Below are 15869 nucleotides of genomic sequence, written 5' to 3'. Positions count from 1 at the left end.
CTCTAGTTGTGGAACCTCAACAGGTTGTCCCGGTTGAGGCCGAGGCGACTGATTGGTGTTTTTGATTTTATCCCGCCATGAGGGCGATGCCAATTGTACATGTGCGTCCAGTTTGGCAGGTGCGTTTTGCGTATCTCTGATGATGGATATGGACGTGCATACGCCCACTCCCGCAAGGCGGTCTGAATGAAGCGCTCGGCCTTGCCGTTGGTTTTTGGCGTGTAAGGTCTGGTTCGAATGTGCTTGAGGCCGAGTGCTCGGCAGGCTTTGGCAAACTCCTTTGCGACATAGCAGGAGCCGTTGTCGGTCATCACCCGCGTAACCGTGACGCCGAGGCTTTCGTAATAACCAACGGCTGCCTTGAGGAATACGATGGCGCTGACGGCTTTTTCGTCTGGGAAGATGTCGGTGAAGGCAATGCGAGAAGCATCATCGATGCAGACGTGGACGTATTCCCAGCCCACTCCGCGTGAGTTGCTTTGGCCCGTCCTGTCACCTGTGATCCGGTGACCGATGCGCTCGAAACGGCCAAGGCGCTTGATGTCGAGATGGATCAGGCCACCCGGCTCGGCATATTCGTAGCGCATGACAGGTTCCGCCGGAACGATATCCTTCATCCGGGATAGACCAGCCCGCCTGAGAACGCGGCTGACGGTGGCGGGAGATACGCCGGTCTCCATGGCAATGTGCTTGCCGGTCAGGCGTTGTCTGCGAAGATGGAGGATCCGTTCGATAACGCCGCCATTCGTCTGTCTCGGACTGCTGGCAGGTCGCGATGAGCGATCCATCATCGCCGCCCGGCCCAATGCTTTGAACCGTTCCGCCCAGCGAGAAACGATCTTCAGCGAAACACCGTAGAGCAGGGCCGCCTGGGCTTTCGAAAGCTTGCCGCCAAGAACAGCGGCAGCCATTTCTTCTCGACGCAATGGCGTCAGTCGGGCATTCTTATGGATGTTCATTCGGGGCGATCCTGGATGACTGAGGTGTGGTAACTCCAGTCTCCTAAATCCGCTCCGAATGGACAACCTAATGAAAGCTCACATCTAGTCGAGCGGCGTTCGGAATGCTATTTGCTGGCGCAATAAGACGCGGGCAGAAGCGGAAAGATTTCCATTGAAGAAAAAAGACAGCCGGCCGGGCAATCGCGCGCGCGCCGGGAGCGATAAAAAACAGGTTCATGCCTCAAAGTCGGCGCGCCGTGCGGATGCCGCACCGAAAAGGCGCGAGCCCGATGCGGTGCGCAACGTGCAGAAGGCCGCGCCGAAGGAAAAAACCGTTGTAGCGGTCGCCGTTGAACAGGTTCCTGCGCGCGCGCTTACGCAGCGCACGGGTGAACTGCCGGCAGAACAGGTTCCAGTCATTCTGGAATCAAGCGGCGCGGGCGATTTTCATCTGATTGACAGCGGCAACGGCCTGAAGCTCGAACAGTACGGTGACTACCGCGTCGTTCGTCCCGAGGCGCAGGCGCTGTGGCAGCCTTCCGTTCCTGATCGTGTGTGGCAGAATGCCGATGCCGTCTTTACCGGCGACACGGATGAGGACGGTATGGGGCGCTGGCGTTTCCCCAAGGCGGCTCTGGGTGAAACCTGGCCTCTCTCCCTGCTCGGGGTCGACTTTCTTGGCCGTTTCACCGCTTTCCGTCACGTCGGCGTCTTTCCGGAACAGATCGTCCATTGGGAATGGCTGAAAAATGCCGTCGAGACCGCCGACCGTCCGCTGAAAGTGCTGAACCTCTTCGGTTACACCGGCGTTGCGTCGCTGGTCGCGGCGGCCGCAGGCGCTGAAGTCACCCACGTGGATGCCTCCAAGAAGGCGATTGGCTGGGCCAAGGAAAATCAGGCGCTTGCCGGGCTCGAGCAGGCGCCGATCCGCTGGATTTGCGACGACGCGATGAAATTCATCCAGCGCGAGGAGCGTCGCGGCAGCACATACGACATCATCCTCACCGACCCGCCGAAATTCGGCCGCGGCACCCATGGCGAGGTCTGGCAATTATTCGACCATCTGCCGCTGATGCTGGATATCTGCCGGGAAATCCTGTCGCCCAAGGCGCTCGGCCTTGTGCTGACGGCCTATTCGATCAGGGCCAGCTTTTATTCGATGCATGAGCTGATGCGTGAAACCATGCGCGGCGCCGGTGGCGTCGTCGCATCCGGCGAACTGGTCATTCGCGAGGCGGGGCTTGACGGCAAGACGCCGGGCCGTGTGCTTTCCACATCGCTGTTCAGCCGCTGGGAGCCGAAATGATGAAAGATATGCGCGAAAACACCACGCGCCGGGTTGGCCAGGTCAAGGAAGTGACCAGCCTTGCCAATCCCATCATCAAGGATATCAAGGCGCTCACCCAGAAAAAGGGCAGGGAAGAGACCGGCACCTTCATGGCGGAAGGCCTGAAGCTGGTCATCGACGCGCTTGAACTCGGCTGGACGATCAAGACGCTGGTTTATGCCAAGGCCGCCAAGGGCAAGCCGCTGGTGGAGCAGGCGGCGGTGAAGACGGTCGCATCGGGTGGTTTGGTGCTCGAAGTCAGCGAAAAGGTTATCGCCTCGATCACCCGCCGCGACAATCCGCAAATGGTCGTCGGCATTTTCGAGCAGAAATGGAAGCCGCTGAAGGATATCCGCCCGGAAAAGGGCGAGACCTATATCGCGCTCGACCGGGTTCGAGATCCCGGCAATCTCGGCACCATCATTCGCACGGCTGATGCGGCCGGCGCTTCGGGCGTCATTCTCGTCGGGGATTGCACCGATCCGTTTTCGCTGGAAACGGTGCGCGCCACCATGGGGTCGGTTTTCGCCACGCCCGTCGCCCGCGCTTCGGTCGAGGAATTCCTGTCCTGGAAAAAATCGGCGCAGGTCAGCGTTGTCGCCACCCATCTCGCCGGCTCCGTGGATTACCGAAAGATCGACTATGCTGGAAAGCCGGTCGTGCTCCTGATGGGCAATGAGCAATCCGGCCTGCCGCCGGAACTCGCCGGCAAGGCCGACCAGCTTGCGCGCATTCCACAGCAGGGCCGCGCCGACAGCCTCAATCTCGCCATCGCAACCGCCGTCATGTTGTTTGAAGCACGGCGACATCTCCTCGAACTCGCACCGGTGACGTAATGGCCAAAGCGGCATTGTTCTCGAAATTCGGCCCGGCTTTCGCGCTGATCGTCGCCGCGCTGGTGCTGGACCAGATCGTCAAGCAGCTGGTCGAAGCTTATCTGCCGCTGCAGGAGATGGTTCCCGTTGCCCCGTTCCTGGCGCTTTATCGCACCTATAATCTCGGCGTGGCCTTTTCGATGCTGGAGGACATGCATGGCTGGTTCATCGTCAGCATGCGGCTCGTCATCGTGGTCTTCGTCTTATGGCTGTGGCGCAAGACGGCGGCAGACCGCACCTTTGCCCATCTCGGTTTCGCCTTCATCATCGCGGGTGCTGCCGGCAATCTGCTCGACCGTTTTTTTTATGGACATGTCATCGACTATATCCTGTTTCATACGCAGACATGGTCTTTCGCGGTCTTCAATCTGGCTGACAGTTTCATAACCATCGGCGCAGCCTGCGTTATTCTCGACGAGTTTTTGCACGCCCGGACGGCTAAAAAGTAAAATTTTAGGGTTTCAGCCAAACATATCAAAACCGCTGCCGTGGTAGCGGTTGCCTATGAGCGAACTGGCAAGACTTCGGCAGAAAGTTTCAGATGAGCTGGGCCTGGCCGCGACGGCGGCGCAGCCGGGGGATCGTGTCGAGGCAACAACGCACCATGCGGATGAAGAACATGCGACCGATACCAGGTCGATTGCGCTCTATGTCGCCGTGTCGTTGTCGGTCGGGGCTTTTTCCGCAGCCCTGATCGCGCTTGCTGTGCCTTATGCGGTTACCGTTGCGCTGGCGACCTTCTTTGGCGCGGTTCTCGTCGGTGTCCTGCTCTATGCGCTCTTTGATGAATCTTTCCATCAGCCCACCGTGCGGGCTGCGGATTCCGATCTTCGGCTGCGGCAAACGCAAAACCGCTCGCTGATTGCAGAGATGCAGGAATTCATGGGCGATATCGTCGTGATCCGTGACATGAACAGGCGCATCGTCGAAGCGAACCGGGTCTTTCGCGAAATGACCGGCTGTGCGGCGCCCGAAGGGCTGAGCTGCGAGGAAATCGGCATCGCTTTTCGTCCGGGCGACAAGGTCCATGCCTATGATGTGGAGATCGCGACCCCGTTCGGTCAGCGCATCTTTTCCTGGCATGATGTCGTGACCCGCGATCTGGCAAGCAGCCGTCTTCTCATCAGCAGCATCGCCCGAGACGTGACCGAAGAGCGGCTTGCGCTCGGCGAGCGCGAGGACGCCCGGCTGCGCGCCGAAAAGGCCGATGCCGAAAAGGCACGGCTGCTTGCCACCGTAAGCCATGAAATTCGCCTGCCGCTTTCCGGCATGCTGGGCATGAACCATCTTCTGTCGCAGACGAGGCTCAACGAGGAGCAGCGAAATTATCTCGATGGTATGCGGCAATCTGGCCAGTCGCTGGTGCAGCTTGTCGAGGATCTGCTGGATTATTCGACCATGGAGGCCGGCCGCTTCAGGCTCAACCCGCGCGCGGAAAACCTGCGCCGGCTGATCGAGAGCATCGTGGAGATGCTGGCCCATCGCGCCCATGAAAAAGGTATAGAAATCACCTCCTTCGTCGCGCCGAATGTGCCCGATCATCTCGATTTCGACCCGGCGAGGCTACGTCAGGTCCTCTTCAATCTCCTCGGCAATGCCGTCAAATTCACGCAGGAAGGCGGCGTCGTCATCCGGGCGCGCATGGCCGACGACGAATTGCACATTGCCGTCGAGGATACCGGCCCGGGCATGAGCCGGGCGGAACAGGCCCGTATTTTCGGGGAATTCGAGCAGGCGGGCCCGTTGTCGCAACGAAGTGCCGGCACGGGCCTTGGACTTGCGATTTCCGCTCGTATTGTGCGGGAATTCGGCGGCCGCCTCACTGTTTCGAGCCGCAAGGGCAAGGGCAGCACTTTCAAACTGGCATTTCGCCCGGCGGGCGCGCCTGCCGAAATGGCGGATCCGGGACGGCGTCATTGCCTGCGGCATACAAATGTCCTGCTCATCGCACCGAAGGGCGTGGCGGCGGCGGTGACGATGGAGGCGATCGAGGCTTTCGGCGGTCAATGCACTCTCATCCATCAGCCTGAAGATCTGGAAAAGCTGAGGAAGGGTTCTGCCGCACGGGCGGCCGACCTTACCGATATCATCGTCGACCGGCGCATTGCGCCGCTCTTCAGGGACGCCCTGAAGGATTGGCCGCAACAGAATGTCCGCCGCACGCTGCTGGTCAGCCCCGAAGAGCGGCCGTCGACCATGCATGTGGCCTTCGATGCCTGGTTGATCCGGCCATTGCGGGAAAAATCCCTGATCGACGTCCTGTGCGGCCGTCTGCGCGGCATTGAGAGGCGCGACGCCATCAACGACAACCACCCGGATGTGGGATTTTCCTCGCGGGTGGCGGAAGGGGCGAGCGGTATCGAGATACTCGTGGCCGAAGACGATGCCGTCAATCAGCGCATCATCCGCGCCGTTCTGGAAAAAAGCGGCTATATCGTCCGCGCTGTCGAGGACTTTGAGGCGTTGCGGCAATCTGTGGAGCCGGGCGCAACCCGCCTGCCTGACCTCATCGTCTCCGATCTCAACATGCCGGGCGGCGAGGGGCTCGATGTGCTTCCCGACCTTCTCCACATGCTGAAGGACGAAAGAAATATTCCCGTCATCGTGCTCAGCGCAGATGCGAGTGACGCGACTGCCGAAATCCTGCTTGCGGCCGGTGTTGGTGCGGTTTTGACCAAGCCTGCCGACCCGCGACGGCTGGTTGAGGAAATTCACCGTCTGCTGGAGGCGAAACGCCTGTCGCTGTCATAACTTGACAGACTCGCGCTGGCGGCATTTTGTCACTATTCTGTCGTCAATTAGTGATTTATGACAGGAAAATTCTTTGGTGGCGGAGCGATTCCCCATGGTTGCCGAAATCCTCAATCACGACATTTGTGAAAACAATGTTGTCATTCATCCTCGTCCCGAGGCAGCTCAGGACAATGAGGGTCTTTTCGGCCGTATCGGCACGCTGGAAACACGGCTCGCCAGAAATGAACGCGAGATCGATGCCGCGCAATCCGTGCGTTACCGGGTTTTCGTCGAGGAAATGAAGGCGCGGCTTCCCGCGGAAGCCATGCGCCGCAAGCGCGACATCGATGCCTGGGACAGCGTCTGCGATCATCTGCTGGTGCTCGACAAGGCGATCGAAGGCGACAGCGAAGACCAGATCGTCGGCACCTATCGCCTGCTGCGGCAGGAAATCGCGCTTGCCAATAACGGTTTTTATTCCGCCAGCGAATTCGACATCGCCGGTCTCGTCGCGCGCCATCCGGGCAAGCGCTTCATGGAGCTTGGCCGTTCCTGCGTGCTACCGGAATATCGCACCAAACGCACCGTCGAGCTTCTGTGGCAGGGCAACTGGGCCTATGCCGTAAAACACCGCATGGATGCCATGATCGGTTGCGCCTCCTTCCCCGGCGTGCAGCCGGAAGCCCACGCGCTTGCCCTGTCTTTCCTGCACCATAATTGCGTGGCCAAGGGCGAGTGGGAAGCTTCCGCTCTTCCCGAGCTTTATCATGAGATGGACCTTGTGCCGGCCGAAGCGCTGAACGCCCGCAAGGCGCTGAACGCCATGCCGCCGCTGATCAAGGGCTATATGCGCCTTGGCGCCATGTTCGGCTCCGGCGCGGTCGTGGACCATGCCTTCAATACCACAGACGTCCTCGTGGTCCTGCCGGTTTCGTCCATCGCCGGCCGTTACATCAGCTATTATGGCGGCGAGGCCGAGCGCATCAACGGCTGACCGGGTTTCGGCGCAGCCGGGCGGGATGTTCCTGTGGGCAGCGTTCCCGCGCGTGTTGTGTTGAGGTGGAGATTGCCGCTAGTGTCGGCCCTTCTTTTCCGCAACACGATATGACATCGGCAGGCCATTGACGGACGTTCTGACAACCGCTTCCCTGATCTCGGAAGAGAGCCGCGCGACGGCCACTCCGATGATGGAGCAATATATCGAGATCAAGGCGAACAATCCCGGTTCTCTGCTGTTTTACCGCATGGGCGATTTTTACGAATTGTTCTTCGACGATGCGGTTGAGGCTTCCCGCGCTCTCGGCATCACGCTGACGAAACGCGGCCAGCATATGGGGCACGATATTCCCATGTGCGGCGTCCCCGTCCATGCGGCGGATGATTATCTGCAGAAACTCATCCTGCGCGGTTATCGCGTTGCCGTCTGCGAACAGGTGGAAGATCCGGCGGAAGCCAAGAAGCGCGGTTCTAAGTCCGTGGTCAAGCGTGATGTGGTGCGGCTTGTCACGCCCGGCACACTGACCGAAGAAAAACTGCTGTCGCCGACGGAATCCAACTATCTGATGGCACTCGCCCGCATTCGCGGCAGTGCCGAGGCGCAATTTGCGCTCGCCTGGATCGATATTTCCACCGGCGTCTTCCGTCTGGCGGAAACGACGTTGACGCGGCTGCTCGCCGATATCTGGCGCATCGATCCGCGTGAGCTGATCGTCGCCGACAGCCTCTTCCATGACGAGGAACTGCGGCCGGTCTTTGATGTGCTTGGTCGCGTGGCGGTGCCGCAGCCGGCGATCCTCTTCGACAGCGCCACGGCGGAAGGGCGCATCGCGCGTTATTTCAGCGTCTCGACGCTGGACGGCTTCGGCACCTTTTCGCGAGTGGAAATGGCGGCCGCCGCCGCTGCCGTCGCCTATGTCGAGAAAACCCAGATCGCCGAGCGCCCGCCACTCGGTGCGCCGGAGCGCGAAAGCGCCGCTTCGACCCTTTTCATCGACCCCGCCACCCGCGCCAATCTGGAATTGGTAAAGACGCTGTCGGGCGAAAGGGACGGATCGCTGCTGCATGCCCTGAACCGCACGGTAACAGGCGGTGGCGCGCGGCTTCTCGCCGAGCGGCTGATGTCGCCCTTGACCGACCCGGAAAAAATAAACGCTCGCCTCGATGCCGTGGCCTATCTGATCGATGACGTCTCGCTGTGTGATGGCCTGCGGGATGCGCTGAAACAGGTTGCGGATATGCCGCGTGCGCTCTCCCGCCTTGCGCTGGAGCGCGGCGGCCCGCGCGATCTCGGCGCCATCAGGCAGGGGCTGGCTTCTGCCGAGAAGATTTCGGCCATTCTCGATCAGGGATTGTTGCCGGACGAGCTGGCGGCGGCGCTCGCGGATTTGAAAGCCCTGCCCGGCGGTCTCGAAGCCATGCTCGGCTCGATGCTTGCCGACGATCTACCGCTTCTGAAGCGTGATGGCGGATTTCTGCGTGAAGGCGCCAATCCCGAACTCGACGAGGTGCGGGCGCTGCGCGACCAGTCGCGTCGGGTGATTGCCGGCCTGCAACTGAAATATGCCGATGAGACCGGCATCAAGTCGCTCAAGATCAAGCACAACAATGTGCTGGGTTATTTTATCGAGGTCACGGCCGGCAATGCCGATGTGATGATAGCGACGGACGAGGCCAAGGCGCGTTTTATCCACCGCCAGACCATGGCAGGCGCCATGCGCTTCACCACCACCGAGCTTGCCGATCTTGAAAGCCGCATCGCCAATGCCGCTGCGCAGGCTTTGACCATGGAACTGGAAGCCTTCGAGCGCATGGTCAAGGCCGTGGTGCAACAGGCGGAAGCGATCAAGGCCGGCGCACTGGCACTGGCGGTGATCGATGTTGCCTCGAGCCTTGCCTATCTCGCCACCGAACAGGCCTATTGCCGACCGATCGTCGATGCTTCCATGACCTTTGCGATCAAGGGCGGGCGGCATCCGGTGGTGGAGCAGGCATTGCGGCGGCAGTCTGCCGGACCCTTCATCGCCAATAATTGCGATCTGTCAGCCGTCAACGGTGGTAAGAACGGCGCGATATGGCTACTCACCGGCCCGAATATGGGTGGTAAATCGACCTTCCTGCGCCAGAATGCGCTGATCGCCATTCTCGCGCAGATCGGTTCCTTCGTTCCGGCGGAAGCCGCCCATATCGGCGTCGTGGACCGGTTGTTTTCCCGTGTCGGCGCCTCCGACGATCTGGCGCGCGGCCGCTCGACCTTCATGGTGGAAATGGTGGAAACCGCCGCCATTCTCAACCAGGCGACGGATCGTTCGCTGGTCATTCTGGATGAGATCGGCCGGGGTACGGCGACCTTTGACGGTCTTTCCATCGCCTGGGCGGCGGTGGAGCATCTGCATGAGGTTAATCGTTGTCGTGGTCTCTTCGCCACCCACTTCCACGAATTGACCGTGCTGTCGGAAAAACTCGGCCGCCTTTCCAATGCCACGATGCGGGTGAAGGAGTGGGAAGGCGACGTCATCTTCCTGCACGAGGTCGGCCCGGGCGCTGCGGATCGTTCCTATGGCATTCAGGTGGCCCGGCTTGCGGGCCTGCCTGCATCGGTGGTGGAGCGCGCCCGCGAGGTGCTGACGAAGCTTGAAGATGCCGACCGCAAAAACCCGGCCAGCCAGTTGATCGACGATCTGCCGCTGTTCCAGATCGCGGTTCGCCGCGAGGAAACCCGCAAGGCCGGACCATCGAAGCTGGAGGAAGCTCTGAAAGGCTTCAACCCCGACGAAATGACGCCGCGTGAGGCATTGGACGCGCTCTATGCGTTGAAGAAAGAACTTGGCAAGGCTTAAGAGGATAGACTGCCTGTCCATCGCCTTTAAAACTCGCTATAGGACACTCCCATCGCAAGTGGTGGGATCTCCCACAGGACATGGATACCGGCATAGATGGCCATCAAGGACCTGGATTTTTCCGACATTCTCGATGTATCGGCGCTGAAGCGCGACTGTGACATCATCTTCAAGGAAGACGGCAAACGCATCGCCGATATCAAGTCCGATCTACTGCCGATCTTCCGCAAGGCCAGTACGGAAGGCCGGGAAAAGGCCAGAGAACTACTGAAAGCCGATGGCAGCGGCATTGACTGCGCCCGGCGCATCTCCTGGCTCCAGGATCGGCTGATCGAGACGCTCTATGATCTCGCCTGCCAATACGTCTATCCGAAAGATGCGCCGCAGATCGCGGTCGCCGCGGTTGGCGGTTACGGACGCGGCACGCTGGCGCCGGGATCGGATATCGATCTCCTGTTCCTGCTTCCCACCAAGAACACACCTGACATGCACAAGGCCGTGGAGTTCGTGCTCTATCTCCTCTGGGATCTCGGCTTCAAGGTCGGCCACGCCACCCGCACGGTGGATGAATGCATCCGCCTCTCCAAATCCGACATGACGATCCGCACCGCTATTTTGGAAGTGCGGGCGATCTGCGGCAAGAAATCCCTGACCGACGATCTCGAAAAACGCTTCGAGTCAGAAGTCGTCACCGGAACCGGCCCGGAATTCATCGCCGCCAAGCTCGCGGAGCGCGACCAGCGCCACCGCAAGGCTGGCGATACGCGTTATCTGGTGGAGCCGAACGTCAAGGAAGGCAAGGGCGGCTTGCGTGACCTGCACACGCTGTTCTGGATCGCCAAATATTATTACCACGTCCGCGACACGGCCGATCTCGTCAAACTCGGCGTTTTGTCACGGTCAGAACTGAAACTGTTCGAAAAGGCCGATGATTTTCTCTGGGCCGTCCGTTGCCAGATGCATTTCATCACCAACAAGGCCGAAGAGCGCCTTTCCTTCGACATTCAGCGCGAAATCGCCGATGCGCTCGGTTATCAGCCGCGCCCCGGCCTTTCCGCCGTCGAACGCTTCATGAAGCATTATTTCCTTGTGGCGAAGGATGTCGGCGATCTGACCCGCATCGTCTGCGCTGCCCTTGAAGACCGGCAGGCGAAGGATGTGCCTGGGCTTTCCGGCGTTCTCAGCCGCTTCGCCCACCGTGTGCGCAAGATTCCCGGCTCGGTGGAATTCGTCGAGGATCGGGGGCGCATCGCGCTTGCCAAACCCGACGTCTTCAAGAACGACCCGGTCAATCTGATCCGGCTGTTCCACATTGCCGATATCAACAATCTCGAACTGCATCCCGATGCGCTGCGTGTCGTTACGCGTTCGCTGTCGCTCATCAATGACGAGCTGCGGGAAAACGAAGAGGCAAACCGGCTTTTCCTGTCGATCCTGACATCACGGCGCGATCCGGCGTTGACCCTGCGCCGCATGAACGAGGCCGGCGTACTCGGCAAATTCATTCCCGAATTCGGCAAGATCGTCGCGATGATGCAGTTCAACATGTATCATCACTACACGGTGGATGAGCATTTGATCCGCTCCGTTGGCGTGCTCTCGGAAGTGGACAAGGGAACGGCTGTCGATGCCCACCCGCTCGCCAACCAGCTGATGCCCAGCGTCGAGGAACGTGAGGCGCTCTATGTCGCCGTTCTGTTGCACGATGTGGCAAAGGGCCGGCAGGAAGACCACTCGATTGCCGGCGCGCGTGTCGCCCGCAGGCTCTGCCAACGTTTTCGCCTCACCGGCAAGCAGACCGAAACGGTGGTCTGGCTGATCGAGCAGCATCTTTTGATGTCCATGGTCGCCCAGACGCGCGATCTGCATGACCGCAAGACCATCACCGATTTTGCCGACAAGGTGCAGTCCATGGAGCGGCTGAAGATGCTGCTGATCCTGACGGTCTGCGATATCCGCGCCGTCGGTCCGGGCGTGTGGAACGGCTGGAAGGGGCAGCTGCTGCGTTCGCTTTATTACGAGACCGAACTGCTGCTCTCGGGCGGCTTCTCGGAGGTCTCCCGCAAGGAGCGCGCGCAGATCGCCCGGCAGGCGCTCTACGACGCCCTCGAAGACTGGGGCCAGAAGGCGCGGCGTAAATATACCAAGCTACACTACGAGCCCTATCTGCTGACGGTGGCGCTCGAAGACCAGGTGCGCCACACCCGCTTCATCCGTGAGGCCGACAAGCAGGAAAAGGCGCTGTCGACCATGGTGCGCACCCATTCCTTCCACGCCATCACCGAAATTACCGTGCTGGCGCCCGACCATCCGCGTCTGCTGTCCATCATCACCGGTGCCTGTGCGGCGGCCGGCGCCAATATCGCCGATGCGCAGATTTTCACGACGTCCGATGGGCGGGCGCTGGATACGATCCTGATCAACCGCGAATTTCCGATCGATGAGGACGAGACGCGGCGCGGCAACAATGTCGGCAAGCTCATCGAGGAGGTTCTGTCCGGCAAGCAGCGCCTGCCGGAAATGATCGCCACCCGCACGAAGAGCCGCAAGAAGAAGAGCGCCTTCACCATTCCGCCCTCGGTCATCATCTCAAACGGGCTTTCGAACAAGTTCACCGTCATCGAAGTGGAATGCCTCGACCGGTCGGGGCTTCTGGCGGATATGACGGCTGTCATCGCCGACCTGTCGCTCGATATTCACTCCGCCCGCATCACCACCTTCGGCGAAAAGGTCATCGACACCTTCTATGTGACGGACCTCTTCGGGCAGAAGGTGACGAATGACAACCGGCAGGCCAGCATCGCCACGCGCCTGAAGGCGGTGATGAGCGAGCAGGAAGACGAATTGCGCGACCGTATGCCGAACGGCATCATCGCCCACCCAGACGTGGCGGCCCTGCCGGCCGCGCGCACGGCAAAGGCTTGAGATTATGAGCCTGATCGGCAAGTTCGCCACCGTCGGCACAGCCACGCTCGGCAGCCGCATCTTCGGCTTCCTGCGAGAAACCCTGATGGCAGCCGCCGTCGGCACCGGCCCGGTGGCGGATGCCTTCAATGCTGCTTTCCGTTTCCCCAATACCTTCCGGCGGCTGTTTGCTGAAGGTGCTTTCAACTCGGCCTTCGTGCCGCTGTTCGCCAAGGAAATCGAGGCGAACGGCATGGAGGGCGCGAGGCGCTTTTCTGAGGAAGTCTTCGGCGTCCTGTTCACAGTGCTTTTGGCCCTGACGATCCTGATGGAACTGTCGATGCCATTCATCGTGCGCACGGTGATCGCGCCGGGCTTTCTGGAAGACCCGGTGAAATTCGACAACACCGTCCATCTCGCCACCATCATGTTCCCCTATCTCGCCTGCATGTCTCTGGCGGCGATGATGGGCGGCATGCTGAACTCGCTGCATCGTTATTTCGCAGCCGCAATTGCTCCCGTTTTCCTCAACATCATCCTCATCGGCGTGCTCGCGCTTGCCTGGTGGAAGAATTATGATCCGCTTCAGGTAGGTTATGCGCTCTCCTGGGGCGTCATGGCGGCAGGCCTGGTGCAGCTCGCCATCGTCTGGATCGCCGTGCGCAATGCCGGCATGCGGATCGGCTTTCGCAGGCCGAGGCTGACGAAGAACGTGCAGCGCCTCCTGGTTCTTGCCCTGCCGGCAGCGATTACCGGCGGCATCACCCAGATCAATCTGCTGATCAACACCAATATCGCCTCTGCCGGCGAAGGTGTGATCTCGTCGCTTGCCTATGCCGACCGGATTTACCAGCTGCCGCTCGGCGTCGTCGGCATCGCGGTGGCCACCGTGCTTCTGCCGGAACTGGCGCGGGCGTTGCGCGGCGGGCATATGGTGGAGGCCGGAAGCCTGCAGAACCGCTCGGTCGAATTCGTACTGTTCCTGACACTGCCGGCTGCGGCTGCACTTCTCGTCATGGCGGAACCCATCGTGCGCTTCCTTTACGAGCGCGGCAACTTCTCGCCTTCAGCCACCGTCACCGTCGCGCAAATCCTTGGTATCTATGGTCTTGGTCTGCCAGCTTTTGTGCTGATCAAGGCCTTCATTCCGGGCTTCTTCGCCCGCGAGGATACGCGCACACCAATGATCTTCGCAGCGATTTCCGTGGTGGTGAACGTATCCCTGGCGCTGACGCTCTTCCCGCGCCTTGGCGGTCCGGGCATCGCCATTGCCGAAATCACCGCCGGCTGGGTCAATGCCGCCCTGCTGTTCGGCATGCTTTTGTGGCGCGGGCACTGGCACGTGGATATTCCGCTGCTCACCCGCATACCACGTCTGCTGCTGGCTGCGGCCCTGATGGCCGGTTTCGTGCACTACGCGCTGACCTGGCTGACTTTCGAACTGTCTTCCGCCTCGTCCATTTTTGTGCGGGCGGGCACCATCATGGCTCTCGTTTTCGCAGCCATGCTGGTCTATTTCGTGCTGGCCTTTGTTTCGGGTGGAGCCGATATCGGCATGGTCAAACGAGCCATCCGCAAGCGCGGCAAGAAGAACGTCGACACGGAGGCGGGCTGATGTCCTTTGCCGAAAACCGCCGCATCGCGCTCGTCACGCTTGTCGTGGACGATTACGATCGGGCGAAGGCGTTTTATTGCGACATTCTCGGGTTCGAATGCCTGTCCGATCAGCCGCTTGGCGACGGCAAGCGGTGGCTGGTGGTGAAGCCGCAAGGCGCCGATGGCGGCGCCCTGCTGCTTGCCGAGGCGGACGGTGAACCGCAGAGGCTCGCCATCGGCAACCAGACGGGCGGCCGTGTTGGGTTTTTCCTGCATACCGACAATTTCCAGTGCGATTATGAGACCATGCTCGCCCGCGGCGTGCGCTTTCTGGAAGAACCGCGCCACGAGGTTTATGGCTCCGTTGCGGTCTTTGCCGATCCTTATGGAAATCGCTGGGATCTTCTGGAACCGCGCGGCTGACAGGCCCTGAAACCGCTTGATTGCCGGGGGCTGCGGGTGCATAAGCGCGCGTGCAATTCCAACCATGGGGCGGGGCCCTCCACAAGCCTTTTCGAGGACGACAATGAACGCATTCAAGCCGCTGGTTTTCTCAGGCGTCCAGCCGACCGGCAATCTGCATCTCGGCAATTATCTCGGCGCGATCCGCAAGTTCGTGGCGCTGCAGGAAGATAACGACTGCATCTATTGCGTCGTCGACATGCATGCCATCACCGCCCAGCTCGTTCACTCGGACCTGAAGGCGCAGACCCGCTCGATTGCGGCCGCCTTCATCGCCTCGGGCATCGACCCCGTGAAGCACATCGTCTTCAACCAGTCGGCCGTGCCGCAGCATGCGGAACTCGCATGGGTGTTCAACTGCGTGGCGCGCATCGGCTGGATGGAGCGCATGACGCAGTTCAAGGACAAGTCAGGCAAGAACGCCGAGCAGGTGTCGCTCGGCCTGCTGGCCTATCCGAGCCTGATGGCTGCCGACATTCTCGTCTATCGCGCCACGCATGTTCCGGTTGGTGACGACCAGAAGCAGCATCTGGAACTTGCCCGCGATATCGCCCAGAAATTCAACATCGATTTCGGCGATCATATCCGCAAGGCGGGTCTCGGGCTCGATATCACCGTGGGCGATGAGCCGGTGCACGCCTATTTCCCGATGGTGGAGCCGTTGATCGGCGGTCCTGCACCGCGCGTGATGTCGCTCAAGGACGGCACCAAGAAAATGTCGAAGTCCGACCCTTCCGATCTTTCGCGCATCAACCTGATGGATGATGTCGATGCCATCTCGAAGAAGATCAAGAAGGCAAAGACCGATCCGGACGCGCTGCCGAGCGAAGTGGAAGGCCTGAAGGGCCGTCCCGAGGCCGAAAACCTCGTCGGCATCTATGCCGCGCTGTCCGACAGGACCAAGGCGGATGTTCTTTCCGAATTCGGCGGACAGCAGTTCTCGGCGTTCAAGCCGGCCCTTGTCGAGCTTGCGGTTAATGTTCTGGCCCCCGTCAACAACGAGATGCGCCGCCTTCTCGATGACCCGACCCATATCGACGCCATCCTCAAACAGGGCGGCGAGCGGGCACGCACCATTGCCGAAAAGACGATGAACGAGGTGCGCGACATTATCGGCTTCCTGCGCTGACAGGTCGCTGCTGCGCGAATGCGGCGGGCGGTTTGCGCCTGCCGTGATTTGATATAATCTCCGCCC

The 15869-nt window shown here is 60.5% G+C and carries 11 protein-coding genes; 10 read left to right on the top strand and 1 reads right to left on the bottom strand.

Translation table 11 applies throughout. The features are described 5' to 3' along the window. Positions 1-2 precede the first annotated feature (2 nt). Positions 3-959, bottom strand: a complete 957-nt coding sequence (locus tag F3H58_RS22930; RefSeq protein ID WP_149742865.1) for an IS481 family transposase — start codon at positions 957-959, stop codon at positions 3-5. 154 nt (positions 960-1113) lie between these two features. On the opposite strand from F3H58_RS22930, the gene F3H58_RS22925 reads away from it, so the two are divergent. From F3H58_RS22925 to trpS, 10 genes are all read left to right on the top strand, one after another. Further along, on the top strand, positions 1114-2247 hold the full coding sequence (locus F3H58_RS22925; protein ID WP_149743893.1) for a class I SAM-dependent methyltransferase: 1134 nt from the start codon (positions 1114-1116) through the stop codon (positions 2245-2247). Beyond that, on the top strand, positions 2244-3104 hold the full coding sequence (locus tag F3H58_RS22920) for a TrmH family RNA methyltransferase (RefSeq protein ID WP_080818073.1): 861 nt from the start codon (positions 2244-2246) through the stop codon (positions 3102-3104). The genes F3H58_RS22925 and F3H58_RS22920 overlap by 4 nt, the downstream gene beginning before the upstream one ends. Continuing rightward, the gene (lspA, locus tag F3H58_RS22915; protein ID WP_003520075.1) at positions 3104-3592 is read left to right on the top strand and encodes a signal peptidase II; all 489 of its coding nucleotides are present in this window, start codon (positions 3104-3106) and stop codon (positions 3590-3592) included. Before F3H58_RS22920 ends, lspA begins: the two co-directional genes overlap by 1 nt. Before the next feature lie 55 nt (positions 3593-3647). Next, positions 3648-5894 carry a hybrid sensor histidine kinase/response regulator gene (locus F3H58_RS22910; protein WP_149743892.1) on the top strand — a complete coding sequence of 749 codons (2247 nt, stop codon included), beginning with the start codon at positions 3648-3650 and terminating at the stop codon, positions 5892-5894. Positions 5895-5988: 94 nt separating this feature from the next. Continuing rightward, positions 5989-6870, top strand: a complete 882-nt coding sequence (olsB, locus tag F3H58_RS22905) for a l-ornithine N(alpha)-acyltransferase (protein WP_065654580.1) — start codon at positions 5989-5991, stop codon at positions 6868-6870. 190 nt (positions 6871-7060) lie between these two features. Next, positions 7061-9712 carry a DNA mismatch repair protein MutS gene (mutS, locus tag F3H58_RS22900; RefSeq protein WP_149743897.1) on the top strand — a complete coding sequence of 884 codons (2652 nt, stop codon included), beginning with the start codon at positions 7061-7063 and terminating at the stop codon, positions 9710-9712. Positions 9713-9808: 96 nt separating this feature from the next. Next, a complete protein-coding gene (locus F3H58_RS22895) occupies positions 9809-12637 on the top strand; it encodes a [protein-PII] uridylyltransferase (RefSeq protein WP_149743891.1) in 2829 nt (942 codons plus the stop codon). A gap of 4 nt (positions 12638-12641) precedes the next feature. After that, positions 12642-14231 carry a murein biosynthesis integral membrane protein MurJ gene (gene murJ / locus F3H58_RS22890; protein ID WP_149743890.1) on the top strand — a complete coding sequence of 530 codons (1590 nt, stop codon included), beginning with the start codon at positions 12642-12644 and terminating at the stop codon, positions 14229-14231. Further along, entirely contained in the window at positions 14231-14635 is a 405-nt protein-coding gene (locus tag F3H58_RS22885; protein WP_149743889.1) for a VOC family protein, read from the top strand. The genes murJ and F3H58_RS22885 overlap by 1 nt, the downstream gene beginning before the upstream one ends. Positions 14636-14738: 103 nt before the next feature. Further along, a complete protein-coding gene (gene trpS, locus F3H58_RS22880; RefSeq protein ID WP_149743888.1) occupies positions 14739-15803 on the top strand; it encodes a tryptophan--tRNA ligase in 1065 nt (354 codons plus the stop codon). Positions 15804-15869 lie beyond the last annotated feature (66 nt).

It is taken from the genome of Rhizobium sp. NFACC06-2 (assembly GCF_900101425.1).
Classification (GTDB): Bacteria; Pseudomonadota; Alphaproteobacteria; order Rhizobiales; family Rhizobiaceae; genus Agrobacterium; species Agrobacterium leguminum.
The sequence above is the reverse complement of the archived record's forward strand: the minus strand, read 5'-3'. Positions and strand labels throughout refer to the sequence as shown.

What these genes read in the sequence shown, in the direction of transcription:
- F3H58_RS22930 (WP_149742865.1), bottom strand. Translation starts at nt 959, where the DNA reads ATGAACATCCATAAGAATGCCCGACTGACGCCATTGCGTCGAGAAGAA.
- F3H58_RS22920 (WP_080818073.1), top strand. Translation starts at nt 2,244, where the DNA reads ATGATGAAAGATATGCGCGAAAACACCACGCGCCGGGTTGGCCAGGTC.
- lspA (WP_003520075.1), top strand. Translation starts at nt 3,104, where the DNA reads ATGGCCAAAGCGGCATTGTTCTCGAAATTCGGCCCGGCTTTCGCGCTG.
- F3H58_RS22910 (WP_149743892.1), top strand. Translation starts at nt 3,648, where the DNA reads ATGAGCGAACTGGCAAGACTTCGGCAGAAAGTTTCAGATGAGCTGGGC.
- olsB (WP_065654580.1), top strand. Translation starts at nt 5,989, where the DNA reads ATGGTTGCCGAAATCCTCAATCACGACATTTGTGAAAACAATGTTGTC.
- mutS (WP_149743897.1), top strand. Translation starts at nt 7,061, where the DNA reads ATGATGGAGCAATATATCGAGATCAAGGCGAACAATCCCGGTTCTCTG.
- F3H58_RS22895 (WP_149743891.1), top strand. Translation starts at nt 9,809, where the DNA reads ATGGCCATCAAGGACCTGGATTTTTCCGACATTCTCGATGTATCGGCG.
- murJ (WP_149743890.1), top strand. Translation starts at nt 12,642, where the DNA reads ATGAGCCTGATCGGCAAGTTCGCCACCGTCGGCACAGCCACGCTCGGC.
- F3H58_RS22885 (WP_149743889.1), top strand. Translation starts at nt 14,231, where the DNA reads ATGTCCTTTGCCGAAAACCGCCGCATCGCGCTCGTCACGCTTGTCGTG.
- trpS (WP_149743888.1), top strand. Translation starts at nt 14,739, where the DNA reads ATGAACGCATTCAAGCCGCTGGTTTTCTCAGGCGTCCAGCCGACCGGC.